The 25,846-nt window shown below is 54.6% G+C and carries 20 protein-coding genes; 15 read left to right on the top strand and 5 right to left on the bottom strand.

From position 1 onward, the window contains the following. Positions 1-166: 166 nt before the first annotated feature. The 5 genes from ACYQ8U_RS01290 to ACYQ8U_RS01270 all read right to left on the bottom strand — a co-directional run bounded on the left by ACYQ8U_RS01290 (position 167) and on the right by ACYQ8U_RS01270 (position 5,749). Positions 167-1,429: a polysulfide reductase NrfD family protein gene (locus ACYQ8U_RS01290; RefSeq protein WP_459943691.1), complete on the bottom strand. Its 1,263-nt coding sequence runs from the start codon at positions 1,427-1,429 to the stop codon at positions 167-169. Next, complete coding sequence (locus ACYQ8U_RS01285; RefSeq protein WP_459943690.1) at positions 1,426-2,361, bottom strand: 4Fe-4S dicluster domain-containing protein; 936 nt, start codon at positions 2,359-2,361, stop codon at positions 1,426-1,428. The genes ACYQ8U_RS01290 and ACYQ8U_RS01285 overlap by 4 nt, the downstream gene beginning before the upstream one ends. Before the next feature lie 175 nt (positions 2,362-2,536). Continuing rightward, positions 2,537-3,025: a cytochrome c3 family protein gene (locus tag ACYQ8U_RS01280; RefSeq protein WP_459943689.1), complete on the bottom strand. Its 489-nt coding sequence runs from the start codon at positions 3,023-3,025 to the stop codon at positions 2,537-2,539. Next, complete coding sequence (ftsH, locus tag ACYQ8U_RS01275; protein WP_459943688.1) at positions 3,022-4,857, bottom strand: ATP-dependent zinc metalloprotease FtsH; 1,836 nt, start codon at positions 4,855-4,857, stop codon at positions 3,022-3,024. Before ftsH ends, ACYQ8U_RS01280 begins: the two co-directional genes overlap by 4 nt. A gap of 1 nt (position 4,858) precedes the next feature. Further along, entirely contained in the window at positions 4,859-5,749 is an 891-nt protein-coding gene (locus ACYQ8U_RS01270) for an IS1595 family transposase (protein WP_459943687.1), read from the bottom strand. Positions 5,750-6,086: 337 nt separating this feature from the next. Between ACYQ8U_RS01270 and ACYQ8U_RS01265 the strand changes: the two genes are divergently transcribed. The 15 genes from ACYQ8U_RS01265 (at position 6,087) to ACYQ8U_RS01195 (ending at position 25,846) form a co-directional block, all read left to right on the top strand. Next, entirely contained in the window at positions 6,087-6,962 is an 876-nt protein-coding gene (locus tag ACYQ8U_RS01265; protein ID WP_459943686.1) for an ATP-grasp domain-containing protein, read from the top strand. A 10-nt stretch (positions 6,963-6,972) separates the two neighbouring features. Continuing rightward, on the top strand, positions 6,973-7,878 hold the full coding sequence (locus ACYQ8U_RS01260; RefSeq protein WP_459943685.1) for an ABC transporter ATP-binding protein: 906 nt from the start codon (positions 6,973-6,975) through the stop codon (positions 7,876-7,878). Next, positions 7,875-8,645, top strand: coding sequence for an ABC transporter permease (locus tag ACYQ8U_RS01255; protein WP_459943684.1), 771 nt, complete (start codon positions 7,875-7,877; stop codon positions 8,643-8,645). Before ACYQ8U_RS01260 ends, ACYQ8U_RS01255 begins: the two co-directional genes overlap by 4 nt. 46 nt (positions 8,646-8,691) lie before the next feature. Further along, a complete protein-coding gene (locus ACYQ8U_RS01250) occupies positions 8,692-8,934 on the top strand; it encodes a glutathione S-transferase N-terminal domain-containing protein (RefSeq protein ID WP_459943773.1) in 243 nt (80 codons plus the stop codon). 20 nt (positions 8,935-8,954) lie between these two features. Then, positions 8,955-9,386, top strand: coding sequence for a flavodoxin domain-containing protein (locus tag ACYQ8U_RS01245; protein ID WP_459943683.1), 432 nt, complete (start codon positions 8,955-8,957; stop codon positions 9,384-9,386). A gap of 70 nt (positions 9,387-9,456) precedes the next feature. Continuing rightward, positions 9,457-10,959: a Fic family protein gene (locus ACYQ8U_RS01240; protein ID WP_459943682.1), complete on the top strand. Its 1,503-nt coding sequence runs from the start codon at positions 9,457-9,459 to the stop codon at positions 10,957-10,959. Between the two features lie 22 nt (positions 10,960-10,981). Next, a complete protein-coding gene (locus tag ACYQ8U_RS01235) occupies positions 10,982-12,679 on the top strand; it encodes a bifunctional sulfate adenylyltransferase/adenylylsulfate kinase (RefSeq protein ID WP_459943681.1) in 1,698 nt (565 codons plus the stop codon). A 12-nt stretch (positions 12,680-12,691) separates the two neighbouring features. Further along, positions 12,692-13,318 (top strand): YdcF family protein, encoded by a 627-nt coding sequence (locus ACYQ8U_RS01230; RefSeq protein WP_459943680.1) that lies wholly within the window; start codon positions 12,692-12,694, stop codon positions 13,316-13,318. Positions 13,319-13,732: 414 nt separating this feature from the next. Continuing rightward, positions 13,733-15,217 carry a PilZ domain-containing protein gene (locus tag ACYQ8U_RS01225; protein WP_459943679.1) on the top strand — a complete coding sequence of 495 codons (1,485 nt, stop codon included), beginning with the start codon at positions 13,733-13,735 and terminating at the stop codon, positions 15,215-15,217. Between the two features lie 119 nt (positions 15,218-15,336). Beyond that, the gene (locus ACYQ8U_RS01220; protein ID WP_459943678.1) at positions 15,337-15,783 is read left to right on the top strand and encodes a hypothetical protein; all 447 of its coding nucleotides are present in this window, start codon (positions 15,337-15,339) and stop codon (positions 15,781-15,783) included. A 128-nt stretch (positions 15,784-15,911) separates the two neighbouring features. Beyond that, positions 15,912-17,237, top strand: a complete 1,326-nt coding sequence (locus ACYQ8U_RS01215; protein WP_459943677.1) for an outer membrane beta-barrel protein — start codon at positions 15,912-15,914, stop codon at positions 17,235-17,237. A 65-nt stretch (positions 17,238-17,302) separates the two neighbouring features. Next, entirely contained in the window at positions 17,303-18,091 is a 789-nt protein-coding gene (locus ACYQ8U_RS01210) for a polysaccharide biosynthesis/export family protein (protein ID WP_459943676.1), read from the top strand. Positions 18,092-18,273: 182 nt separating this feature from the next. Next, a complete protein-coding gene (locus ACYQ8U_RS01205; RefSeq protein WP_459943675.1) occupies positions 18,274-20,484 on the top strand; it encodes a GumC family protein in 2,211 nt (736 codons plus the stop codon). 26 nt (positions 20,485-20,510) lie between these two features. Continuing rightward, the gene (locus ACYQ8U_RS01200; protein WP_459943674.1) at positions 20,511-22,847 is read left to right on the top strand and encodes an O-antigen ligase family protein; all 2,337 of its coding nucleotides are present in this window, start codon (positions 20,511-20,513) and stop codon (positions 22,845-22,847) included. A gap of 371 nt (positions 22,848-23,218) precedes the next feature. After that, entirely contained in the window at positions 23,219-25,846 is a 2,628-nt protein-coding gene (locus tag ACYQ8U_RS01195) for a glycosyltransferase family 2 protein (protein ID WP_459943673.1), read from the top strand.

Raw genomic sequence — 25,846 nt, 5'->3', positions numbered from 1 at the left:
GGGGGAGTGTTGCAACAGCGCGACATATGTGTTGTACACTCTTTCGGATAGGTTTTCGGCTGGCTCGTTGTTACGCCGGAGTTGTACGTTCCCACACTCGAGCGTGGGAACGAGAAATGTGGTCGGGGGATCTCGTTCCCACGCTCCGGCGTGGGAATGCCAGGCCCTATTTACCAGCCCTATCCTCCTCCCAGTCAAAGACAATAGGCAACCGATAGACGATAAAGCGGTAGACAATAAAATAGAGGGCATAGAGGGTGACGGTCAGCCAGATCTCTTTCCAGTAGGGCACGTCCTGATAGAGCTGGTAGTTGAAAGCGAACAGCGCGGTGTTCAGCCGGTTCCAGACCACCCCGAACACGGTGATAAAGGCCGCCCAGCGAGCCAGGGCAACCGCGCCGTCACGCACCGCCTTGGCAAAAAGCATCATCGGCAGCACCACGCCGATACCTATCTCCATAAGATAATAAAACCCCCAGCCGGTAAGAAGATGTTCCCATTCATTGTCATGGGCAACGGCGACAAGCTTGATGACCAGATAGGTGAACATCGCATAGCTCGCCCCCTTGGCCAGGCCCAGGGTCATGTAGTCCAGGTTTTCCCTGAAGGCCTTGCCGCAGCGCCAGGCCATGAAGCGATTGATCAGGGTGGAGCTGACGATAACCATGGCCAGCCCGCCGAAGATCGCCGAGCAGAGAAAATGGATCCACATAAACTCGACCGACAGCCACAGCGGATGCAGCTTGGTCGGGGCATAGGTGAACAGAGCGCCGAGGGCGCCCTGGTGCAGGGTGGAGAGAATGATTCCGGCGATGGTCAGGCCCAGGCTGATGCGTTTTATGTAATATTTCCAGGCAGGTCGACCAAGCCACTCGAAAAAGGCCGGCAGCAGTTCGGCGATCTGCACGGAAAGATAGGTGGCCACATGCCAGGCGACGAGAAAAAGGACCGCCGCCGGGCCGAGGGAGACGAACATCGGATAGGCCAGCCGCCAGGGCATGCCCAGATCCACCTCGAGGTAGACCACGGCAAAAAAATAGCCAAGCAGGCCATTGAGCAGGGCGAGGCGTTCGATGGGGTGGAAATCCTCCCGGCCAAAGAGCATGACCGTGGTACCGAGGAGAAAGCCCGACGCCGACAGCGGCACCATGCCGAACAGGCCGAAGCCGAGAAAAAGCCCCCACGGGTAATCGTTCGAGGCATGGGTAACCGAGCCGAGGCCGTAGATATACCGCTGCAGGAGAAGCGGCACGCCGACGGCGAAAATGAGCAGCAGCAGCCAGTTCACCGGATTTCGCCGCAGCTGCTCGAGGTATTGGCTCGTCGTCAGGCCGAGGAAGATCTTTTTGCGCAGGGACCATGCGGAGCCATCGCCCTGGCTCGTTCCACTGATGGGTAAGTGGATATCTTCAGAGATAAGCGCCTTCATTGTTCATCCTCCTGTCCGTTGTCATTGTTGCCTGTCCGGGGCCGTTCCTTGCGGGTTGCCAGGAGATGGAAACCGGCAAACAGCGCCGGCCAGATGGTCAGCACCATCGGGACGATACCGAGAAAATTTTTCACCGAATCGAGAATAGGTTCATGGGGAATATCCGTGTCGAAGCCGACCTCGTCAAAGGGCACACTCGACAGATACATCCATGAGGTGCCGCCTGCTTCATATTCCCCGTAAATATGATCCTGATAGCTGCCGCTGTTTTCCTCGATGCGCCGTCGGCCGATCTTGATCAGGTCGTCACGCTGGCCAAACAGCAGTGCCTCCTGCGGGCAGGCCTCGACACAGGCGGGCTGCTTGCCGAATTTCAGCCTGGTATCGTAGCAGAAGACGCACTTCATGATCTGCGGGGAAAAGGCGCTGGAATACTTGAAGGTTGGAATATAAAACGGACAGGCGACCATGCAGGTGCGGCAACCGACGCAGACATCGGCATTGTAGATGACTGCGCCCTCGGGGGTCTTGGTATAGGCATTGACAAAGCAGGAGGAGAGACAGGCCGGTTCCTGGCAATGATTGCACTGCACCTTGCGAAACAGCGGGTGTTCCTGTCCGGGCACCTCGTAGCGGTTGACCACGGTGTAGCGGGTTTCGTCGGTGCGCCGCTGCCGGCCGTGCTCGGTTTCCTGAAAAACCTCCATATCGGTGAAGGGTTGCAGCGGCGCGGGCAGCTTCTGTTCGGCATTGCAGGCCGCCTCACAGCTCCGGCAGCCGACGCAGCGGGTCAGATCGACCAGCACGCCCATGCTGTGCGGATATTTTTTGATCTCATGGGACTCGCCGGTCTTCGGGCGCAGCAGCAGGGCGCCGATGGTCCCGGCCAGGCCATTTTTCAGGATGGATCTTCGGCTTATTTTCTCTGACATTCTGTTCTCCTTCTCTGCAGTGGGAAAAACTCGTAAAAACTTCGATTTCCGATGGCTAAGTAAAAAGCTTCATATTGGAGGCGTGCAATTTTTCTATTATTTCGGCGTACTAGAGTACGTCGTAATGATAGAAAAATTGTAACAACGAACAAGATGAAGAGTTTTTACGACGCCATCATTCTTGTACCAGGAAGCGTTTCCTCCCCGCCGCGGTGAAGGCGTGGCACTCCTGACAGCCGGTTGGCCCGCCCTCGGCCGTGTGGCAGCCGAGGCACTGCAGATGCAGCGCCCCTTTGATGCCCGGTTTGTCAAGGTGATAGATCATGCTCTCGGCACCGTTTGCCGCCGCTGTCGGCGCCGTCTCTTTCTCTTCATGGCAGCCGGAACAGGAGACGTCGTCGACCTCGGGGGAAGCGGCATGACACTTGGCGCAAACCGCGTCGTGCGGACCGTCGCCGGTGGTGTGGTGATGACAGACATTGCAGGCATAATTTTCCGCATGCATGCGGTGGTCAAAGGTCACCGGCTGATACAGTTCCTGCAGATAATCGAGCGTCACACTGTCCGGGGCATCGTCGATATCCATGGCCGTTGCCGGAAAAGTGCACAACATGCCGCCGAGCAGCAGACAACATATTCTTGCACCAGGTTTACGTTTTTTCATGCCGGGATCTCCTCTTTATGGTCGATGGTATTCTGTTCATCTGGCGTTGGTTTGGCACTTTTTTCGGTATTGATGTAACAATGCATGACTATCTCCATTTCTTCCGCATCAATGGTTTCGTTGATCAGCAGCACTTCCGCCAGGTCGTGGATGAGCCGGTTGTGGCTGCGCAGCAGTTGCTCGGTTTCCGCATAACAGTCGTTGATGATCCGGCGCACCTCGAGGTCGATTTCCCGGGCGGTCACGTCGCTGAAATTGCCGGATGTTTCGACACTGCCGAGAAACTGCTGCTGTTTGCGGCGATACACCGTCGAGCCGATGGCGCTGCTCATGCCCCACTCGCAGACCAGGCGCATGGCGATGTCCGTCGCCCCGGCGATGTCGTTGGCCGCGCCGGTGGACAAATGGTTGAAGACAATTTTTTCGGCGATGCGTCCGCCGAGCAGCACCTTGATCCGGTTGAGTAAATATGGCAGCGAGTAGGTGTAGCGCTCTTCGATGGGCACCTGCTGGGTCAGGCCGAGGGCCATGCCCCGGGGGATAATGGTGATTTTATGCAGCTCGTCGGTATCCGGCAGCAGCCGGGCGACAATGGCGTGACCGGCCTCGTGGTAGGCAATGATGCGCCGTTCCTTCTCATTGATGGCGGCGTTCTTGCGTTCGAGGCCCATCATGATTTTGTCTTTGGCCGCCTCGAAGTCATCCATTTCCACCGACAGTTTTTTCTGTCGGGCGGCGGTCAGGGCCGCCTCGTTGACCAGGTTGGCGATGTCCGCGCCGCTGAAGCCGGGGATGCCCTGGGCGATGACCGTCAGGTTCAGGGCCGGGGAGATGGTCACCTGGCGCGTGTGCACCTGGAGGATCTTTACCCGGCCGTGCAGGTTCGGCAGAGAAACGGTCAGCTGCCGGTCAAATCGGCCCGGACGGAGCAGGGCCGGGTCGAGGATGTCCGGCCGGTTGGTCGCGCCGATGACGATCACCGTTTCGTTGCTGGAAAAACCGTCCATCTCGACGAGCAGGGCGTTGAGGGTCTGTTCCCGTTCCTCGTGCGAGCCGTTGCCGCCGCCGCGCCTGCTGCCGATGGCGTCGATTTCGTCGATAAAGACGATGCACGGGGCATTTTTCTTGGCCACGGCAAACAGCTCCCTGACCCTCGAGGCGCCGACGCCGGCAAACATCTCGACAAAATCCGAGCCGCCGATCAGATAAAAGGGCACCAGGGCCTCTCCGGCGATTGCCCGGGCGAGCAGGGTTTTGCCGGTGCCGGGCGGGCCCTGCAGCAGTACGCCTTTGGGGATGCGGCCGCCGAGCAGGTTGTACTTCTCATGGTTTTTCAAAAAATCGACGATCTCCTTCAGCTCCTCCTGGACCTCGTCGATACCGGCGACATCGGCAAAGGTCTTCATGTCCGCCGGTTCCGCTCTCAGCTGAAAACGCTTGTTGGTCCACACCTTGCTGCCGGTCATCGCCCCCTTGGTGAAAAACATCCGTAGAACCGCCAGGATGGCGATCAGGAAAACCAGCGGCAGCAGCCGGTCAAACAGGTCTGGCGGCTCCTCGGCAGTGATGGTCACCCCGGCGTCAATGAGCCGCGGCATGAGCGGGGCGGGATCGGGGGAAAAGGTTCGGAAGGCTCTGCCGATCTTGTCCTCGCCGCGGATCTCCCCGCCCTGCAGATGGACCGAGACAATGTCGCCGCCATGCAGTTCGGTAAGAAAGTCGGTGTAGCTGCGCTCGGGCGGTGTCGTTTCCCATAACCAGGCGTTGTAACCGAGTATGGTCAGGACGCTGAGAAAAATCAAAAGCAAGCCTGTCTGTATACTATTTTTCATGTCATTGCCCCCCGGCGGCTGGTTGGCTGGTTTTCGTCCTGTTGTCGGTCGGGGCGATCAGTCCGGACAGCAGATGATCAAGGACTGCCAGCCGGTCCGGCCAGGACACGGTGTTGTGCCGAAAACAGAATTCATCGAGGTAGCTCTGCAGGTAGCAGGAATCAATCGCCCCGCAGTAGAGTCTGTCCAGCCAGTCGCCGGTTTGCCGCAGGAGAAGCTGCCCCTGGGTCAGCTGTTCGGCGGTCGGTGCTGCCAGCTGATACCTGCCGTTAAGGGCAGCCATTTCCTGACGAAAATGATCGGGGAGAAGCAAAATGGTGTCCTGTTGCACCAGTCTGTCGATGGCCGCCGGAATCTCCTCGGCTGCATTGCTGTCGAGCACCGTCAGCCGCAGCCGAATCGATTCCGCCCTGGCATGCTCCATCTCCAGGGCCATGGCGATATCACGGGTTTTCTTTTCGCCGGCGGCGGCAAGCTGCAGGGGGATAACGTCAAATAGAACGGTGTCGCGGCAGGGCGCCGATTCGGCCAGGGCGGCGCCATGGCGTATCTTCTGCAGCCAGCTCCAGGCGGTCTGATAACAGGACAGCTCCATCAGCCGCTGCAGCTCCCGCGCACTGATGCCCTGCTCGTGGAAGCAGAACTGCGAGGCCACGCGCATCCAGGCGACCAGGTTCTTCTTGCTGCCATGCATCAGGGTGTGGGCGGTGATGGACGTCTGTTTGCGGCAATAGCGGCAGACCACCGTATAGGCGGGGGCCATATCCTTCTGCACTCTTTGGCAAAAGGGGCATTTGAAGCCCCACGGCCAGCGCTTCTGAAACAGATAGGTGACACAGGCGTGTTCCGTGGAAAACGGGGTGTTTGATGCAGGTCTTTGAAAAAATGTCATTTTTTGAATCCTCCGCAATCCCTCTGTCTCTATTTGCAGCAAGGAGCTGTTGGGTTCTGCCTATCCTGGTCAATATCTCAATAGCATATGTAATGCCAGCGTGACCGGTCGTGACGAAATCCGGCTACAGGTGAGTAAATCCGCAGTCGACAGCCGGCATGCGGCAGGACCATGCGCCCTGGCTATGCGACACAATCATTTTCTTTGCCACACAAGTGTTGCAACACTTGTGTGGTAATTAAATGTGCTATTGTTTGCCCAGATTCATTTGCAGCAAAGGCCTATGGTGATTAGTATAGCAACTCATCAATTATCCGAAATAAAAGGAGGAAGCAGAGTGGAATGGTTAGTAGTGCTTGACCCCATCGAGGGCCTGGTTGCAAAGACGGATACCTCCCTGGCGATTATCGACCAGGCCCGAAAGTCCGGCATCAGTGTGGATACGGCAACGATTGAGCAGCTGTTTTTCGAGACCCATGTTGGGGTAATCGCCACCGACGCATCCGGCCAAAAACGGGTGCGGGGTCTTGATGACTACGCGCTCATTTTCATGCGCAAGGAACCGCCCTACGACATGGCCTTTCATTATGCCACCCAGCTGCTGTCCCTGGCCAGGGCGCCGGTGGTCAACAGACCGTCGTCGCTGCGCAACTTCAATGAAAAGCTGATTTCCCTGGCCTTTATCCACCATATGCCGCCGACCCTGGTCAGTTCGGACCCTGATCTGATCGGGGATTTTCTTACCGCCCAGGGGACAAGTGTCATCAAAGCCCTCGACAGCTTTCAGGGTAAAGCGGTGCAAAAGATAGAACCGTCGGACCGGGCCACGGTCGCCGCGTATACTGAAGGAGGCAAGCAGCCGGTTATGGTGCAGAAATTCCTGGAGAATGTCTATGCAGGTGACAAGCGGGTGATCATGCTTGGCGACAGGTTTCTTGGTGCCGCCATGCGCCGGCCTAAACAGGGCTACCACGCCAATTTCGCCAGCAGCGACGCGCTACGGACCGCACTGACGGAAAAAGAGCAAGAAATCATCGCCGAGGTCGGACCCTGGCTGCTCGAACATGGCATTCATTTTACCGGCCTCGATCTCATCGATGAACAGCTGACGGAAATTAATATCACCTGTCCGACGGGTATTATGCAGATCTCGGCCCTGGAAGAAAGAAATCTGGCCGAAGAGATCGTCGACTATTTCATCAAGCTCGCTTAATTAAAACAATATGCTCGCCTTATCGATTCAGAATCTGCAGAAACAATACCAGGGTGGCTTCCAGGCACTGAGCGGGGTGACGCTTGACGTCCAGGAAGGCGACTTCTTCGGCCTGCTCGGTCCCAACGGTGCCGGAAAGACCACGACAATCGGCATTATTACCTCGCTGGTCACCAAGACCGCCGGCAAGGTGCGCGTTTTCGGCATCGACATCGATGACGATTTTCCGGCGGCAAAACGGTTGATCGGCGTCGTTCCCCAGGAAGCCAATTTTTCGATATTTGAAAAAGTGCAGGACATCGTCACCCAGCAGGCCGGGTATTATGGCATTCCCCGGCGGGAGGCGCTGGTCCGTTCCGAAAAGTACCTGAAAAAACTCGGCCTGTGGGATAAACGAAACGTCGCCGCCCAGCAGCTCTCCGGCGGCATGAAACGGCGGCTGATGATTGCCCGCGGCCTGGTCCATGAACCGAAACTGCTCATTCTTGACGAACCGACCGCCGGCGTCGATGTGGAAATGCGCCGGGGCATGTGGGATTTTCTCGTCGAACTGAACCGCCAGGGCCGGACGATCATCTTGACCACCCACTATCTCGAGGAGGCCGAGCAGCTGTGCAATCAGATCGCCATCATCACCAGGGGGAAAATCGTCGAGAACACCAGTAAGCGCGAACTGCTGCGTAAACTTGACAGGGAGACCTTCTTTTTCGACACGAAAACCCCGGTGACGGCGGTCAACCCCCTGGAAAATACCGAATTCTCCCTGATGGATGATGGAACCCTGGTGGTGACGAAAAATAAATCGCAATCGATGAACCGAATCCTCGCGCATCTTGACCAGCAGGGTATTGTCGTCGACAGCATGCGCAACAAGGCCAACCGCCTCGAAGAACTTTTTATGGAGATGGTCGAATGATGCGCAGAAACTGGATCTCCTTCACCAGCATCGCCCGCAAGGAAATTATACGGATCTTCCGCATCTGGCTGCAGACGCTGGTGCCGCCGGTGATCACCATCACCCTGTACTTTATCATTTTCGGCAGCTTTATCGGCTCGCAGCTGGGCGATATCGACGGCTATGATTACATGGCCTTTATCGCCCCGGGACTGATCATGATGTCGATCATTACCAATTCCTACACTAATACCGTCTCGAGCTTTTTCAGTACCAAGTTCCAGCGGAACATCGAAGAACTGCTGGTCAGCCCGACCCCGAACTGGGTGATGATTCTCGGCTATATTTCCGGCGGCATGACCCGCGGACTCTGTGTCGGCATGCTGGTGTCGCTGGTCAGCCTGCTGTTTGTCAGGCTACCGCTGTTTAGCGTGCCCTTCACGGTGCTTTTTGCCCTGCTGACGAGTTTTGTCTTCTCGCTCGCCGGCTTGATCAATGGCATTTTTGCCAAGAAATTCGATGACGTCTCGATCATACCGACCTTTGTCATCACCCCGCTGACCTACCTCGGCGGGGTGTTTTACTCAATCTCCCTGCTGCCCGACTTCTGGCGGATGCTGTCCAAAGCCAACCCCGTCGTCTATATGATCGGCGGCTTCCGCTACGGCTTTCTCGGCATCGCCGACATCAATGTCTGGGGTGGCCTGGGCATGCTGCTGCTGTTTTCCGTGGGCCTTTTTTTGACCACCCTCTATCTTCTGAAAAAAGGAACCGGTGTGCGGAGCTGATGGTTCAATGCCGACAATCAAAAATCAAAACAAAAGGAATAAAATGATAAAACTCTACATACGATCCAGCTGCCCATATTGTAAAAAAGTACTCACCGCAGCGGAAAAACTCGGCCTTAAGGAAGGCAAGGACTTCACCGTAATCGATGCATCACCGGGAACACCGGGACGAGAGGTAGTGCTGCAGGTCGGCGGCAAGCAAATGGTCCCCTTCCTGATAGACGGTGAGGTGTCCATGTATGAAAGTGATGATATTATTGCTTACATGAAGCAGGGGACGAATACATAAACAAAACAAACGGAGAAAATATGTCCAAGATACTCATAGTCTATGCCAGCAGGACCGGAGAAACCCAGAAAATAGCCGAGCTGATAGCCGAAGGCCTGCGCTTTGCGATGGCCGATGTCGTCTTAAAGAATGTCAACGATATCAAGACAGAAGAAGATCTTGCCGGTTACGATGGCTATATCTTCGGTTCATCCACCTATCATGGCGAGATGATCAACCGGATGAAATCCTTTCTCTTCCTTGCCGAAAAGGCCGGGCTGCAGGGCAAAAAAGGTGGTGCTTTCGGGTCGTACGGCTGGAGTGGCGAGGCGGCTGATCGAATCTTCCAGACCATGAAAAACATCTTCGGTATGGATATGGTCGGTAGCCCCTTGATGCTGAAAGCCGCTTCGATTGGTGGCGGTATCAAAATGGCCCATGATTATGGTAAGGAGGTGGCTGCTGGTTTGTAATTGTTTTACTGGCAGTTAGTTCATTTCTAATTATAATGCCAACACCATAACAATTTTACTAGGTTGGCTGATGGAAATACACGTTTTGGATCTTCGTCCGGCGGGTTATGCGTACCTGTTGGAAAAACTTGAGCTGGTGGAGGTGCCCCATTGGCATATCTCATTGGTGTCATCCAGCGGAGGTCATCGATCAAGAGTACGCGATGGGGCTATTGAAGACTTTTATCCGGTAAGGTACTGGCCTGGAGATACAGCCGGCGACCATCTGGAATTTGCGCTGAAGTATGACGGCATTAATCTGGCTCTGTTGCGATGCATCTTCGAACGTATTTCCATCAGTGAGATTACCGACTATATCAAATCTAAACCCACCGGAAAGTATGCCCGAAGGATCTGGTTTTTTTATGAGTTCCTGCTTGGCACCCACCTCCCCATAGATGATATTACTGCGGGTAATTATGTTGTGGCGCTGGAGCCGAAGAAATATTACACCATTGCCCATGGAGAGAAGTCCCAGCGGCAGCGCATTGTCAACAACCTGCTCGGAACCAGGGAATTCTGCCCGATCATTCGAAAAACAGAGAAACTTGCCGGAATGGATGCAGCTGATCTGTCCCAAAAATGCGAGGATATTTTCGCCTCTTATCCATCGGAACTTCTTCGTCAGGCACTCGGTTATCTGTATAACAAGGAGACAAAATCATCCTTTGCAATTGAAAACATAAAGCCCAATGCCCGCCGCACTGAAAAATTCATTGCATCGTTGGAACTCGCCGGAAAAGAGGACTTCTGTATAAAGGAGCGATTAATAGATCTGCAAAACCGGATTGTTGATCCGCGATTCAAGGACAGTGATTACCGCACCAAGCAGAATTACGTCGGGCAAACTGCCTCCTATCAAAAAGAGGTCATCCATTTTATCTGCCCAAATCCTGGCGATCTGCCGGTTTTGATGAACGGCTTGATCACGTGCCATAAGCGGATGAAAGACGGCAAGGTGTCACCGGTTATTCATGCGGCGGCAATTGCCTATGGTTTTGTTTTCCTCCATCCGTTCGAGGACGGAAACGGCCGGATTCATCGATTCCTTATCCACAACATTCTCGCCATTCGGCACCTGGTGCCACCAGGCCTGATGTTCCCGGTGTCGGCGGCAATGCTCAAGAATCCAGCGGAGTATGATGCCTCTCTGGAGGCCTTCTCCCGGCCTTTGCTGCAGCTCATTGATTACAGGCTGGATGAGGTGGGGCAAATGACCGTCGAAAATGAGACCGCCTGGTGGTATCAGTACATGGATATGACGGTACAGGCGGAAGCACTGTATGAGTTTGTTAACAAGACCATCGATGAGGAACTTGCTGCCGAGCTCAGCTTTCTCTCTAAATATGACGATGCAAAAAAGAAGATGCAGGGTATCATTGACATGCCGGATCGCCTGATCGATTTATTTATTCAGCTTTGTCTTCAGAATAACGGAACGTTGTCGGTGCGCAAGAGGGCGGCTTGGTTTGATTTTTTGACAGATGACGAATTTGGTGCGTTGGAAGGGGCTGTTGCTTCTCTCATGCATTAATCAGATTACCAAAGGTAAAAAAGTGGATAATAATTATTCAGAGAGCCTGCTTGTTCATTTCCGGCGGGTTGAAGCGCTGCGCGCCGAGGCGCTGGACTGTAAGTCGATAGATTTGTCATCGCGGCAGTTGTGTGATATCGAACTGTTGCTGAACCGTGGTCTGTATCCGCTGAACGGCTATCTCGGCCGCGAGGATTATGATGCGGTGGTCGAGAATATGCGCCTGGCCGACGGCACCGTCTGGCCGATGCCCATCTGTCTCGATGTGTCGGAAAAGATTGCCGCCGGACTGTCGGTCGGCGATCGGATTGCCCTCAATGATGAGGAAGGATTTCTGCTGGCTGTTCTGACCGTCGAAGAAATCTGGCAGCCGGACAAGAAGAAAGAGGCGTTGTCGGTCTACGGCACCGACGATCCGGCGCTCCATCCGGGGGTACGGCAGATCTACGACCGGGTTGGCGACCACTATATCTCCGGCCGGTTGGAAGGCGTCAGCCTGCCGATCCACTATGACTTTCGCCATCTGCGCCTCAGCCCGTCCGAGACGGTGCGCTCCTTCACCATGAACGGCTGGCGCAAGGTACTCGGCTTTCATACCGACGAATACCTGCACTGTGCCCATCGGGAGATGGTTATTGCCGCGGCGCGGGAGGTGGGAGCGGCCATTTTTCTGCAGCCGGTGGCCGACCTGAGCCATCCGGGCAATCTCGATTATTATACCCAGATCCGCTGTTATCAGGCCTTTACGCAAAAATTTCCGCCCAATATGATCAAGCTCGGCCTAACCCCCTTTGCCAGCCGGAAGGCCGGACCGAAAGAGGCCCTGTGGCAGGCGATTATCCGCAAAAATTTCGGCTGCAGCCATTTCATGGTCGCTGCTGATCATGCCGACCCCCTGGCCGCCGGCGACGGCGAAGAGCGTTTTTACCGACGCGGCGCCGCCCAGGAGATGGTCGCGGCCTATGCCGAAGAAACCGGTATCGCCATGGTGCCGCAGCGGGAAATGGGCTATCACACGGAATTGAAAAAATACGTGGTGCTCGGGCAGGTAGAAGGAATGGAGGTGGCGACCATATCATCGCGGGAATTGCGCCGCAGGCTGGTGGCCGGTGAGGATGTGCCGACCTGGTTCTCCTATCCCGAGGTGGTGGATCAGCTGCAGTGTTCTTTCCCGCCCCGATCCAAACAGGGCTTCACCATCTTTATGACCGGTTTCTCCGGCTCGGGAAAATCGACCATTGCCAAGGTCCTGCTGGTCAAATTCATGGAGATGTGCGATCGTCCGGTGACCCTGCTCGACGGCGATATCGTCCGCCGGAACCTCTCCTCCGAGCTGACCTTTTCCCAGGAGCACCGCAATCTGAATATTACCCGCATTGGTTTTGTCGCCAGCGAGATCACCAAAAACGGCGGCATCGCCCTGTGCGCGCCCATCGCCCCCTACGAGGAATCGCGGCAGGCCAACCGGGAGATGATCTCCCGCTACGGCGGCTATATCGAGGTACACGTGGCCACCCCGCTCGAGGTCTGTGAACAGCGCGATCGCAAGGGGCTGTATGCCAAGGCGCGGGCCGGCAAGGTAAAAGGGGTCACCGGCATCACCGATCCCTATATTCCCCCCTCCAACCCCGAGCTGACCATCGATACCACCACCATGACGCCGATGGAAGCGGTGCAGGAAATATTGCTGTATCTGGAGGAGCAGGGGTATGTGGTTTAATATAAAAACAAAATGAAAAGAATCATACTCATACTCATCGTCTGTTTTCTCGGTCTTGTGGCCGTGATCCAGACCAGCACCGCGATCTATTTTGCCAGACGTACGGCGACGCTCGACCCGGCAGACCTTGTCGTGGTCTTTCCCGGTGGCAGCCGGCGCATTATCACCGGCATTGACCTCGTAAAAGATGATCTGGCGCCGCGCTTTATGGTGATCAGTACGACTGCTCCACACCTGCAGGAACTGCTGACAAAGAACGGCGCGCCGGAAACCATCAGTACACTGCCCGGCGGCGAGAGCAGGTCGACCTTCGAGGATGTTTACCAGACAGTCCAGACCATCCAGGACAACCAGCTGCGGTCGGTCATTCTGGTCACGTCAAGCTACCATCTGCCGCGGTCGATGTTTCTTCTGCGCGTCTCCCTCAGGCTTTCCGGTCAGGACGTCCGCATCCAGGGCTTTTCCGTCAAAGAGGAACGGGGATTGAGCAAAAATCTGGTGCAATACCCCAATGAGGCGATCAAGCTCTGGGGCAGTATCCTCGAGATGACCGGACAGCACGTATCCGGCCAGTTACTGCTCGATGCGCCAATTTTGAAAAAGGCCCAGGGAGTTTTCAAGAAGACTTTTTTGCTGTGATTACCACATGGGGCTTAGAAGATGTCAAGTTGAAATTTGAAATTCGGAGTCCGACCAAGCTATCCCTTTTCTTTCGATAGTGTGGATTTCGGGTCAGGCGAGGAATGACGGAAGTTTACACGGAATGACGGTGGTGGATGCGAGCGACAGAGAAAAAAAGCAAAATGAGACCTTGACTTTTCTTACGTTAAAATGAGACACTTTGAATCTGGAGCACGTTGGGTGGCTTTGCACATTACTCTAAGGCCGTAATACGTTAATTTTATTATGTCCCCAGATTAATGTTAGACTAATGTTTAAATTAATTTTTTTTGCATAAAATGGGTATTTATACCCATTTAATTTTCAGGCAAATGTGTTATGTCAGTGGCCAATCGTATTTGATTCGGTAATTTTGCCTGGGAAAGGTTTATTATGATTTCTTTAGAGCTGCGCATCATCCTCGTCTTTCTGGTGGCCTTCTTTTCGGTAATGGTAGTTTTGCCAAAAATTTCCAACATTGCCTGGCATATTGGTTTGATTGATCAACCCAACAACCGCAAGGTGCATATCCGGCCGCGGCCGCTGGTCGGGGGGATCGGTATGGTGATGGCTGTCAGCCTTACCAGTCTTGCCTTTATTCCGATAGATGGATTGTGGGGATATTTTCTCGGCCTGGCCATTTTGCTGCTCGTCGGCTTTCTCGATGATTTAAAGGAAATCGGTCATCAGCAGAAATTTATGGCGCAGATCATTGCCACCGGCACCTTGATCTATTTCAGCAAGATAACGCTGGCAACTTTTGGCGATTTACTCGGCATCGGCACCCTGGATGTGCCGGGCGGGGCGGTCGGTGCCTGGCTGGTGACGATCTTCTGTGTCGTCGGCGTGACCAATGCGGTCAACCTTATTGACGGGCTGGACGGGCTGGCCGGCGGCTTGTCTTTTATTGCCTTTATCTTTTTTGCCATCCATGCCTCCTTTGCCGGAAACAGTACCCTGATGCTTCTCAATCTGGCCCTGGCCGGGGCCGTTCTCGGTTTTCTCAGATTTAACTGGTATCCCTCGGTGTTGTTCATGGGCGATGCCGGCAGTCTCTGTCTCGGCTTCTCGCTGGCCTTTATGGCGCTGGCCATGACCCAGGGCGCACATGCCGCGACGACCCCGGTGACCGCGCTGCTCATCCTTGCCGTACCGATCACCGATACGATCATTGTCATGTTCAAGCGGATTGCCCATGGAGACAGCCCCTTCAAGCCCGATAAGCATCATCTGCATCATATTTTTCTACGTTACGGCATGAACAAGGCCAAGGCGGTCCGGACCATCCTGGCCATAAGTGTCCTGATGGGGAGCTGCAGCCTGCTCGGTCCGGTCCATGGACTTGCCGAATCGTGGCTGTTTGCCCTCTTTGTTGTCTATTTTCTCGTCTGTCTCGCCGCGTCTTTCTGTATCATCGGATTTTTCCGCTACTGTATGAAGCTGAGAAAAAAACACCGGTATCCGGTCGGCATCGAGCTCTTTTTACGATTTGTCTTTGGTTGTTTTGATGCCTTGAAACTTTTTCGCAAGAGCAGAAGGTATTATGTCAGCCTGATGGTGAGCTCTGCGACCGATAAATCAGGGTCGATGTATCGAGGCCGGGTGTTGAATATCTCGCAGACCGGTTGCATGGCTAAAATAAATGGACTCGAGAAAGTAGACGACCGCATGACCTTGTCGATCATTTTTCCTGATGACGTCGATTTAGCAAAGTTGGAGGTGCAGGCAGAACATCTCTGGGCCTCAACACATGACGGGGTCGGGTATCACGGGTTTAAATTTCAGGACATGACGCCTGAAAAAGCAGCGCTTCTTGACAGGTATCTGGAGCAGTTGACTCCGCAACACGTTGCCGATGTCAAGCCGGCAACTGTCTAGGAGTACAAAAATTTGTATTGTCAGCGGGTATTGAGTATGGTAGTAGTTTTTTCGGTTTAACACTGCATCGTCTGCAGGTTACTGATTACATTCGAAAGAAATAACTTAGGGGTAAGAGCATGAAAAGAATTTTAGCAGCACTGCTTATTGTCGGATTGGCATCATCCTTTGCATGGGCTGACTGGCTGACCAATTTCAATGACACCTACAACAACAAAAATATCAATGCCGCCGTTGAGGATGGATTGAAAGAAGGCATTACCCCGGATGTCATTGTTGAAAAAAGTATGGCCTTGCCGGGCATCAATCCGCAAAATGTTGTCGAGGCGCTGTACTGCGCCGGTATCGGTGGCCAGGATGTGTACGAAGCGGCTGCAAAAGCTCATATTGCCGAGTCGGTCGTTACGGCGGGTTTCAAGAAAAGCGTCGAAAAATGCGGCGATAAGGTGGTCGATACCGAGCCCTATACCCCCGGCGACAGGGGACCGGGGCGTAGCTTTGGTCCTCCGCGTACCTCCCCCGGTAAAACGTTTGCCAGTCCTGATAAATTTGCCGGCAAGTTTTAGGAGAGCCGGAGAAAATATTTTTCTGTCTGCCAAGCCTGTGTGTCAAATTTGAAGGCTGACCTGTTCTCTTCAGTGTCGGCCTTTTTTGCGACGCCATCAAATATAAAATCTGTAAAAAGGGAGTAGGGATGAAACGTATATCATTGTTCGTTGTAGTCTGTCTGGCGGCTTTTCCGGTTGCCGGGCACTGTGCCGAAGCGCAGGAGATGCCGAAGGGCCAGGGCACCGAGGGAAATGTGTCCATGCTGCCCGAGGAGACCGGCTCCGCCGTCGATGAACTTTTTGGTCTGGAAGGCGGCTACCTCCATCCTTATCTCAGCCTGGAGGGCAGCTTAACCGATAACCTGTATAACGTTGATTCAGATAAAACCAGTAATTTCCTGACCAGGGTCTCTCCGGGCATGTGGTTTACCCTGCCGCGCAAGAAAATCATCCCGGTTACCATGACGCCGCATAACACCTCCCCCGGCGGCCTGCAGCAGGCAATTGACAACCCCGAAGACACCGACCGCTATCAGCTCTACGCCCTGGCCGGCGCCGACCTGTTTTACTATTCGGAAGATTCTGATTTAAACACCGAAGATGTCACCCTCGAAGGTCTGGGCCGCTACAATATGGCCAGCGGACTTTCGCTGCAGCTGCTCGACCGATATAATCTTGGCCACGACGACTTTGGTTTCAGCGGGGCGACGGATGAGGATCAGCGCGAATATGAAAGCAATCTGCTCATGGCCACCGCCGACTGGGATATTACCGAGAAGGTCCGGGTAAAGGTTGATTATTCTAATTTCGTCCTGACGTATGACGACAATATCAACGAGTATCTCGATCGGCAGGACGATGTGGTCGATGTCTATGGCTTTTATAAATACAGCGGTAAGACCTCGCTGTTTCTGCAATACCGTTACGCGGCGGTCGAATATGATTCCGCCACCGAGAAAGACAACACGCAGAACTCGTATTATGCCGGGCTGCGCTGGAACACCACGGAAAAGCTGGCCCTGCTGTTCAAGGCCGGTCTGCAGCAGAAAGACTATGACACCGAGTCCCCGGCGTTTGACGATTCGGACAATTTTGTTGTCGATCTCCAGGCCCTGTATCGTGCTACCGAAAAAACCGACCTGCAGTTGAACTTTTATCGATTGAATGAGGAATCGGACACGACACTTGCTTCCGAGAAGGTTGTCCTTGGGACGCGGCTTGGTTACCGGCAGGCATTTACCGAGAAGATAACCGGTAAAGCCGCTGTCGGTTACGAGAAGGCCGATTATGAAGAGCTGGCTAATTCGGATCGGGACGATGACACCTATCGATTCAGGCCGTCTGTCGAGTATCTTTTCCAGGACTGGCTGATGGGTGAGCTGGCCTATGAGTTTGAGGTGCGTGATTCTTCCGATGATCTGTTTGATTATGAAACCAATACGCTTTTCTTTAGTTTGAACTTTGCTCTGTAATCCGGCTTGATGGCAAAGAAAGTTTGTCCGGTTTGTTTATGATATATTTTTGGAGTAAGGCACCAGTGAAATTTCTGTCCCTCGGCAGCTTGGTTTTCTTGTTTTGTCTCTGCAGCACAACTCTTCGGGCCGCAGACTACCTGGTCGGGCCCGGCGACGTCTTGGCCATCAGCGTCTACGATAACGAGGATCTTACCACCAAGGTCAGGGTGTCGTCATCCGGCACCATTGTCATGCCGCTGCTCGGGCAGGTCGAGGTGCAGGGCGGCACGGTCAACGCAATTACCGATAAGATAACCCGCCTGCTGGCCGATGGCTACCTCGTCCGCCCGCAGGTAAATATCTTTGTCGAAGAATATCGCAGTAAAAAGGTGGTGGTCCTCGGCAATGTCCGGACCCCCGGACTCATTGAGCTGAACGGGCCGACCAATTTTCTCGAGCTGGTTTCCAAGGCCGGCGGGCTGGAAAAGGATGCCGGTGACACGGCCACTATCCAGCGGAAAAAAGACGGCGGGGCCGCGAAGGTTATCGTCATAGATCTGCTGGCGCTGATCGAGAAAGGCGACCTGTCGCAGAATATGCAGATCACCGATGGCGACACCGTCTTTATTTCCAAGGCCGGCATGTGCTTTATCACCGGCGAGGTGGAGAAGCCGGGCACCTATGCCTGTGGTGACGGTACTACCGTTCTGCGGCTGGTCGCGCTGGCCGGCGGCTTTAACGGTAAGGCGGCGAAATCGAGCATCAATGTCGTGCGTATTGTCAATAATGAAAAGCGGGTGTCAAAGAATGTTGATCTGTACATGCCCCTGCAGGATAATGATGTAGTAGTCGTTCCCGAAAGTTTCTTCTGATGGCGTCGTAAAAAATCTTCATCTGCTGCGTTGTGCGCCCACAGGAAGTGCCCTTGGGGTACGATTGTTAAATCATTACGAAGTACTCTAATACGCCCAAATGATTTAACAATTTCATGCCTCGCATAGGAAGTTTTTTACTTAGCCATCACCATCATCAACGCAATAATTTTATAAAATCAATGTATAAAGATCACCCCACCGAGGAGTTTGAGGAGCAGGAGATTCATCTGCGTGACTATTTCCGGATAATCAGCAAGCGGAGATATATCATTCTGACGATTTTCACCATTGTCTTTCTGGCCACGGCGGTCATGACCTTCACCAAAACTCCGATCTATACCGCCGCCTCGCAGGTGCTTATCGAGAAAAATTACGGCAGCCAGGGGCTCGATGATCAATATCGCTTTGACCCGGATTTTCTGGATACCCAGGCGGAAATCATCAAGAGCGCCAATGTTGCCGGAAAGGTTGTCGCCAACCTGCAGCTGGCTGAACGGTATCGCCATTATTTCTTTAAAGACGAAAAAACCGGCTCCATCGCGACAGTCATCAACAACATGCTCGGGGCGGTGGTCCAGCCGGCACTGGCTTTTTTAAAAAACAGCCCTGAAGAACAAGGTGACAGCACGGCGGCGCCGGCTATTCCCGGGGTTGAACCAAAGACTGATGAGCAGATCATCGCGGAAATAATCAGCCAAGGTCTGCAAGTCATGCCGGTGAAGAACACCAAGATCGTCAGTATTGCCTACAGCGACACGGACCCGGCTATGGCGAAACTTGTCGCCGACGCCATCGTCAAGGCCTATATGGACGAGATGCTGGAGATCAAGCTGAGCACCTCGAGTTATTCGGTCAAATGGATGACCGATAAGGCGCAGGAAGAGCGGGAAAAGCTCGAATATTCCGAGCGGGAACTGCAGCGTTTCATGCGGGAAAATGATCTGGTGACCGTTGAGGACAAACTGACGGTTCTGCCGCAAAAGCTGAGTGAGTTTGGGCGGCAGATTTCCATGGCCGAGGCGCAGAAAAAGGAGCTGCAGGATCAGATCAGCCAGATTCAAGCCGCCGGGAAAAGCCTTGAACAGCTGGAAAAACTTCCCTCGCTGGCGACAAATGAGGTATTGAAGTCGATCAGGGAGCGTATCTACAAGGCCAACCAGACCAAACAGGAATTATCCAGGAAGTATGGCCCGAAGCATCCGCAGATGATCAAGGTCACCACCGAGCTGCGCATTTTAAATGATGAGAAACGGTTTGAAATCGAGCGAGTTCTCTCCTCAACGACCAATTCCTATGAGCTGGCTGCCTCGAAAGAACAGAGCATGAAAGAGCTCCTGGCCCAGACGAAAGGGGAGATGCTCGGCTCAAACGAAAAATTCATGCAATACCAGATCATGAAGCGGGAGGTCGACAGCAACCGGGTCATGTATGAAACCCTGCAGGCCGGCATCAAGAAACAAGGGGTCACCGAACAGTCGCAGAGCGTCAATATCTGGGTGATGAAAAAGGCCGAACTGCCGGAATTCCCCTCGAAACCGAACAAAAAACGCAACCTGCTGCTCGGCCTGATCCTTGGGCTGTTCAGCGGTGTCGGCCTGGCCTTCTTCATCGAGTACCTCGACAATACCGTCAAGGGCGGGCAGGAACTCGAAGACAAGTTCGGGCTGCCGGTGCTTGGGTCCATTGAAGAGCTGCGCGGCAAGGATAAGTCCATCGATTCCTTTATCGGCAAAAATCCTCTGTCGCCGCTGGCCGAGAGTTATCGGCTTATCCGCTCCGGGTTGCTGCTCTCTTCCGCCGAACGGCCGCCGAAGACCATGCTGGTGACCAGCATGAACGCCCAGGAGGGCAAGACCTCGACGACGGCAAATATCGCCCGGATCCTTGCCCAGGGCGGCAGCAGTGTGCTGGTAATCGATTGCGATTTACGCCGTCCGCGCATGCACGAGCTGTTTGGCGGCAGGAACGACATCGGCCTGAGCTCTTTTCTGTCCGGCTCCACCTCGGAAAATGTGGTGCAAAAAGTCCTTGAAGACAATATCTTTTTCATTCCGTCCGGACCGATTCCCCCGGCCCCCGCCGAACTGCTTGGTTCGGCGAAAATGAAGGAGTTTGTTAAAACCCTGGCGGAAACATACGATTTCATCCTTCTCGACTCGCCGCCGGTACAGAGTGTCACCGATAGCCTGGTACTCAGTCAGTATGTCGACGGTACCATTGTTGTGGTCCGTGCCGGGAAAACCACCAACGACGTGCTGGACAACGGCATGAAGAAGCTGCATGACGTACAGACCCGCTTTCTCGGCTTTGTCCTGAACGGCATGAAAAGCCGGGATATGGGCGAGTACTACTACGGATACAGTAGTTATTATTCCAAGGATAACTCCTAACAAACAATGCCGGACAGATTCATTCCATGAAATATTCCTACCGGCTGTTTCTTTTCCTGCTCATCTTTGCCCCCCTGGCCTTCGGCACGGTGGAGTTGTGGTCGCTGGCCACGCTTGAGCTATTGACCGGGGTTGCCGCCCTGCTCCTGGTGCTGCCGGCCTGTTTTTACCGCAAAAAGCTCTATGTTGTCCCCGGCGCGCTGCCCTTGCTGCTGCTGCTGTTCTTTATGCTGCTGCAGCTGCTTCCCCTGCCTGTTGCCGTGGTGCGCTTTCTCTCGCCGTCGACCTATGCTGCCTATGCGCCGGTCCTGTCGCTGACCGGCGGGGAATGGATTCCGCTGACCATCAATCAGAAGGCGACGCTGCAGGAGTTTCTCCGCATCGCCTGCTACGGTCTTTTTTATGTGCTGACCGTCCAGCTGCTGAGCATCAGCGGCCGGCTGAAAAAGACCGTGTTCCTCGTCGTCGGGCTAGCGGCGGCCATCGCCCTGCTGGCCATCGTGCAGCAGATGGGTTCGCCGGAGAAGATTTACTGGCTGCGCGCCGTGCCGGACAATGCCTCGCCATTTGGCCCGTGGATCAATCCGAACCAGTTTGCCGGGTTCATGGAGATGATCAGTCCGCTGGCCCTTGCTCTGTTTCTCTTTTACCGGCCGAGGGTGCATGGGCGGGAGAGCCTGCGCGAGAAGGTGGTCGGCTTTTTTACCATGCCGGGCAGTAATCTCTATCTGTTTCTCGGCTGCGCGGCGACGCTCATGGCCCTGTCCGTCTTCGTCAGTCTGTGCCGCGGCGGTATCCTGACCATAACCCTGTCGGCGTTTGTGTTCATGCTGCTCTACAACATGAAGAGGCCGAAGCACGGCCGGGCGGCGATTCTGGTCATTATCGGCTGCGTGGTGATGTTTGTCTCCTGGTTCGGCTGGGACACGGTTATCGCCGAATTCAACCATGGTATTACCCGCTCCGGCGAGCTTGATGATGGGCGCTTTGCGCTCTGGGCCGATTCGCGGCGCATCATTGGTTCTTTTTTCCTCTTCGGCAGCGGTTTTGGCACCTTTGTCGATATCTTTCCTGCCTACCGCAGCTTTCCCGGCTATCATATTTTTGACCATGCGCACAATGACTACCTTGAGCTGCTGACCGACGGCGGCATCATCGGCTTCGCCCTGGCCGCCTGGTTTGTCCTGGCCGTTCTGCACCATGGCTGGACCATGATTCGGGCGAGAAGAGATCAGTATGCCGTTCTGCTCGGCATCGGCGCCTTTACCGGAATTATCGCCATGCTTATGCACAGCGTTACCGATTTCAATATGCATAACGGCGCCGATGGCTTGTATTTTTTCTTTTTCTGCGGACTGCTCGTCGCCGTCGTCAATACCCGCTTTGACTATTGCGGCACGACCACGCTGTTGCCCAAACAGAGCGGTAAACAGAACGTCGGCCTGCTCACCCTTGCCCTGCTGATGACGGTTGTGACGCTGCTGGTGCAGTACGGTACGCTGCGCGCCCGGACGGAATACGGCAAGGTACAGGGGATCTATGTCAACCGGCAGCTCAGTGACAATCGTCGGCAGGAACTGATTGACGGGGTGTCCAGGGCGCAGTGGTTTGATCCCCTGGAACATCGCTATCCCTTTAAACTGGCGACCATCGAGTGGACTGTGCAGAACCCTGCGCGGAGTCTGGCCTATTTCCTCCAGGCGGCACGACGGATGCCGATGCATGGTGTCACCCTGCAGAGTATCGGTCTGCTGGTCGATGATCAGGCACAGGCGGCGATGCTGCTGGAACAGGGGGCCCGGCGCGGCCAGGACGATGATGAACTGGCCTTGACCCTGGCGGAGTTTCTCCTGCAAAAGGGCGAGCGGGCAAAGGCGGTGGAGGTCATCGGCGAAAGACTCCAGCGGACGCCGGCACTGGCGAAGAAATGGGCACCGCTGTTTAGCGACTTTTCCTTCAGCCGGGCCGAGATCGACCTGTTGCTGGCCGATTCGGTCGATGACTGGATAGCCTATGGCGAGTATCTGCACAAGATGGGGGATGGCGAGGAGGCCGGGTATTATTTCGCTACCGCGCTGTTTTTACTGGAGGGGACGGAGGAACTCAAGCCGCAATGGTTTGACAGGCTCATACGATTTTACCGAGAAAACGGCCAGCCGCAACAGGCGCTGCTGCTTTTGCGTCAGGCGGTTGAGCTGTTGCCGGATTATGCACCATTTCATGTGCAGCTGGGTGATTATTACCGCACTGAGGGTATTACCTTTCGCGCCCGTGAAGAGTATCAGCGGGCCTTGATGCTCGACCCGGGCAGTAAGGTGGTGCAGAAGAAGTTGCGGCAGATGGGGCTGAGTGATTCGTATTGAGGGTGAACCATAATCCAAAACATAAATAAACGCATGCGCCGCACCACCGTCATTCCACCTCCACCACTGTCATTCCGGGCTTGATCCGGAATCCACTCCCTCGCAAGACCCCTGACCACTCACAATCATGAGCACGTCTCAAAGAGGTACAACGGCCCGGCTGGGGACCTGGTCGACGCAGGAAATTGTCAGGGAGTCGGCCGAGAGCAGTCTGATCAGGTATGGACAGCCACTGCTGCTGAATATCGTGAAAAATGAAGAAATTGCAGTTGAAGATATTCTGTTACAGCAGATTTTTCGCATATTGATTAAGATAAGCTTTTTCTCATCCGCATTCTGTCCTCTCCCAACATGATTACCATCAAAAACTTATGACCAGAGCAAATATCCTTATCGGCATAGCCATTGCCGTCGTTTCCATCAGCTTCTGGGCCCTGTTGAACCGGCCCGAGACCGAGCCACCCTGGCCGAGCCGCATCCAGGGTTTTTCCTTTTCTCCCATGCAGGCCTGGAATGACCCGACCAAGGAAAAAAAGCAGCCCACCGAAGCGGAGATCGAGGCGGATCTGAAACTTCTGGCGGACACCACCAACGCCATACGGACCTATACGGTTGAAGGTGTCCAGGCCAAGATACCGGCTCTCGCCCGAAAGCACGGCCTGAATGTAACTTTGGGCGCCTGGCTCAGTGACGATTTAGAGGAGAATGAGGAGCAGATAGAGACGGTCATCCGCTTGGCCCGGGAAAACTATCGTAATGTCATCCGGGTCATTGTCGGCAACGAGGTCATACTGCGCAATGATATCACGGTGAAACAGCTTGCCGGGTATCTTGATCAGGTAAGAGATGCAGTCGACGTGCCTGTCAGTACAGCGGAGCCTTGGCACATCTGGATCAAAAACCCGGAACTGGTCGAGCATGTCGATTTCATCGGCACCCATATGCTGCCCTACTGGGAGGGTATCCATGTGGAAAAGGCGGTCGATTTTATCATCGAGCACATGGTTATGCTGGAGAACGCCTTTCCCAATACCCCGGTGGTCATTGCCGAGGTCGGCTGGCCGAGTAACGGCAGGATTCGGCGTCAGGCCGTCGCCTCTCTCGCCAATGAGGCAACCTTTCTGCGGCGCTTTATCACCGAGGCGGAAAAACTTGGCTACATCTATTATGTCATGGAGGCCTTCGATCAACCCTGGAAAAGGACCAACGAGGGTGCGGTCGGTGCCTACTGGGGCGTGTATGACGTGGACCGCAAAGCAAAATTCCCCTTTACCTCGCCCATCGTCGAAGTGCCGGAATGGCGCATTCTGGCCGGCAGTTCCATCCTCGTTGCCCTCATCACCTTTGCTCTGCTGCTTATTGACAGCAAGACCCTGAAAAAAAGCGGCCGTGGTTTTCTCGCCTCCATAGCCTTTGTCGCGGCTACCGGGGCGGTGTGGATAATTTATAGTTACTCCCGGCAGTATCTGACGGTGCCGGCGGTGGTTGTCGGTTTTCTTATGCTGATCGGTCTGATCGGGGTGGCCATAGTGCTGCTGACCGAGGCGCATGAATGGGCCGAGGCCATCTGGTCCAAGGGGGGCAGACGCGCCTTTACCCCGATCGAGGTGCCGGAAGACCAGTTGCCCCTGGTGTCGGTGCATGTTCCGGCATATAACGAGCCGCCGGATATGATGATTGAAACATTGAACGCTCTGGCCGCCCTTGATTATCCTCGCTTTGAAGTCATTGTCATGGATAACAATACCAAGGATCCCGAGGTCTGGCGGCCGGTGCAGGCGCACTGCAAGGCCCTTGGCCCGCGGTTTCGTTTTTTTCATGAAGATCAGCTGGCCGGCTTCAAGGCCGGGGCCCTCAACTACTGCCTGGAAAAAACATCGCCGGAGGCCGAAGTGATAGCGGTCATCGACAGTGATTATGCTGTCACCGCAGACTGGCTGCGCGATCTCGTGCCGCAGTTTACCCGGCCGTCGGTGGCCATTGTCCAGGCGCCGCAGGACTACCGGGATGACAACGAAAACCTGTTCAAGGCCATGTGCTATGCCGAATATCGCGGTTTTTTCTATATCGGCATGGTCACCCGTAATGAGCGTAATGCCATCATTCAGCACGGCACCATGACCATGGTGCGGAAATCCGTTCTCGAAGAGGTGGACGGCTGGGCGGAATGGTGCATTACCGAAGACGCGGAGCTGGGCTTGAAAATCTTCGAGAAGGGCTACGAGGCCCTGTATGTGGCGAAAAGCTACGGTAAGGGCGTGATGCCCGACACCTTCAATGATTTCAAGAAACAGCGTTATCGCTGGGCCTACGGGGCAATGCAGATCATGCGCTACCATGGTCGAACGCTGCGGCGTGGCGGCCTTAGCCGGTTGACCGTCGGCCAGCGCTATCATTTTGTTGCCGGCTGGCTGCCGTGGCTGGCCGACAGCATCAATTTGATTTTTACCCTGGCTGCCCTGTTCTGGTCGACGGCGATGATCCATTATCCGGAGAGGTTCGATCCGCCGTTGATCATACTCTCCTCCGTGCCCCTGTCGTTTTTCATCTTCAAGATGGCCAAGATGTTCTACCTCTACCGCAGCCGGGTGAAGGCAACCGTTACCCAGACGGTGGCCTCGGCTCTGGCCGGTCTTGCCCTGTCGCATACCATTGCCAAGGCGATAATGTACGGTCTGGTGACTAACAGCCTGCCCTTTTTCAGAACGCCGAAAATAGTCAAGGGAAGAAAATTCTGGCATGCGCTGCAGTCAGCCAGGGAAGAGGGCCTGATCGCCATGGCCCTGCTCCTGGCGGTGCATGGAATTATCATGCAGGAAGGTTCCGACACCCCGGATGTCCTGGTGTGGGTCATCGTTCTGCTGGTGCAGGCGATTCCCTATCTGGCCGCAGTCATTGTGTCGATTATCAGTGCCTTTGCGCCGCTGCCTGCCAAGCTTATCGAGACTATTACCGCAGAACCCGAGACGGTTGAACCTGAGGAAACGGTGGCGCCGTAG

It is taken from the genome of Desulfocastanea catecholica, assembly GCF_054657295.1.
This window is presented reverse-complemented; position numbering and strand designations above follow the sequence as displayed.

What these genes read in the sequence shown, in the direction of transcription:
- ACYQ8U_RS01290 (WP_459943691.1), bottom strand. Translation starts at nt 1,429, where the DNA reads ATGAAGGCGCTTATCTCTGAAGATATCCACTTACCCATCAGTGGAACG.
- ACYQ8U_RS01240 (WP_459943682.1), top strand. Translation starts at nt 9,457, where the DNA reads ATGGAAATACACGTTTTGGATCTTCGTCCGGCGGGTTATGCGTACCTG.
- ACYQ8U_RS01205 (WP_459943675.1), top strand. Translation starts at nt 18,274, where the DNA reads ATGTATAAAGATCACCCCACCGAGGAGTTTGAGGAGCAGGAGATTCAT.
- ACYQ8U_RS01220 (WP_459943678.1), top strand. Translation starts at nt 15,337, where the DNA reads ATGAAAAGAATTTTAGCAGCACTGCTTATTGTCGGATTGGCATCATCC.
- ftsH (WP_459943688.1), bottom strand. Translation starts at nt 4,857, where the DNA reads ATGAAAAATAGTATACAGACAGGCTTGCTTTTGATTTTTCTCAGCGTC.
- ACYQ8U_RS01225 (WP_459943679.1), top strand. Translation starts at nt 13,733, where the DNA reads ATGATTTCTTTAGAGCTGCGCATCATCCTCGTCTTTCTGGTGGCCTTC.
- ACYQ8U_RS01245 (WP_459943683.1), top strand. Translation starts at nt 8,955, where the DNA reads ATGTCCAAGATACTCATAGTCTATGCCAGCAGGACCGGAGAAACCCAG.
- ACYQ8U_RS01230 (WP_459943680.1), top strand. Translation starts at nt 12,692, where the DNA reads ATGAAAAGAATCATACTCATACTCATCGTCTGTTTTCTCGGTCTTGTG.
- ACYQ8U_RS01280 (WP_459943689.1), bottom strand. Translation starts at nt 3,025, where the DNA reads ATGAAAAAACGTAAACCTGGTGCAAGAATATGTTGTCTGCTGCTCGGC.
- ACYQ8U_RS01255 (WP_459943684.1), top strand. Translation starts at nt 7,875, where the DNA reads ATGATGCGCAGAAACTGGATCTCCTTCACCAGCATCGCCCGCAAGGAA.
- ACYQ8U_RS01200 (WP_459943674.1), top strand. Translation starts at nt 20,511, where the DNA reads ATGAAATATTCCTACCGGCTGTTTCTTTTCCTGCTCATCTTTGCCCCC.
- ACYQ8U_RS01285 (WP_459943690.1), bottom strand. Translation starts at nt 2,361, where the DNA reads ATGTCAGAGAAAATAAGCCGAAGATCCATCCTGAAAAATGGCCTGGCC.
- ACYQ8U_RS01215 (WP_459943677.1), top strand. Translation starts at nt 15,912, where the DNA reads ATGAAACGTATATCATTGTTCGTTGTAGTCTGTCTGGCGGCTTTTCCG.
- ACYQ8U_RS01260 (WP_459943685.1), top strand. Translation starts at nt 6,973, where the DNA reads ATGCTCGCCTTATCGATTCAGAATCTGCAGAAACAATACCAGGGTGGC.
- ACYQ8U_RS01270 (WP_459943687.1), bottom strand. Translation starts at nt 5,749, where the DNA reads ATGACATTTTTTCAAAGACCTGCATCAAACACCCCGTTTTCCACGGAA.
- ACYQ8U_RS01195 (WP_459943673.1), top strand. Translation starts at nt 23,219, where the DNA reads ATGACCAGAGCAAATATCCTTATCGGCATAGCCATTGCCGTCGTTTCC.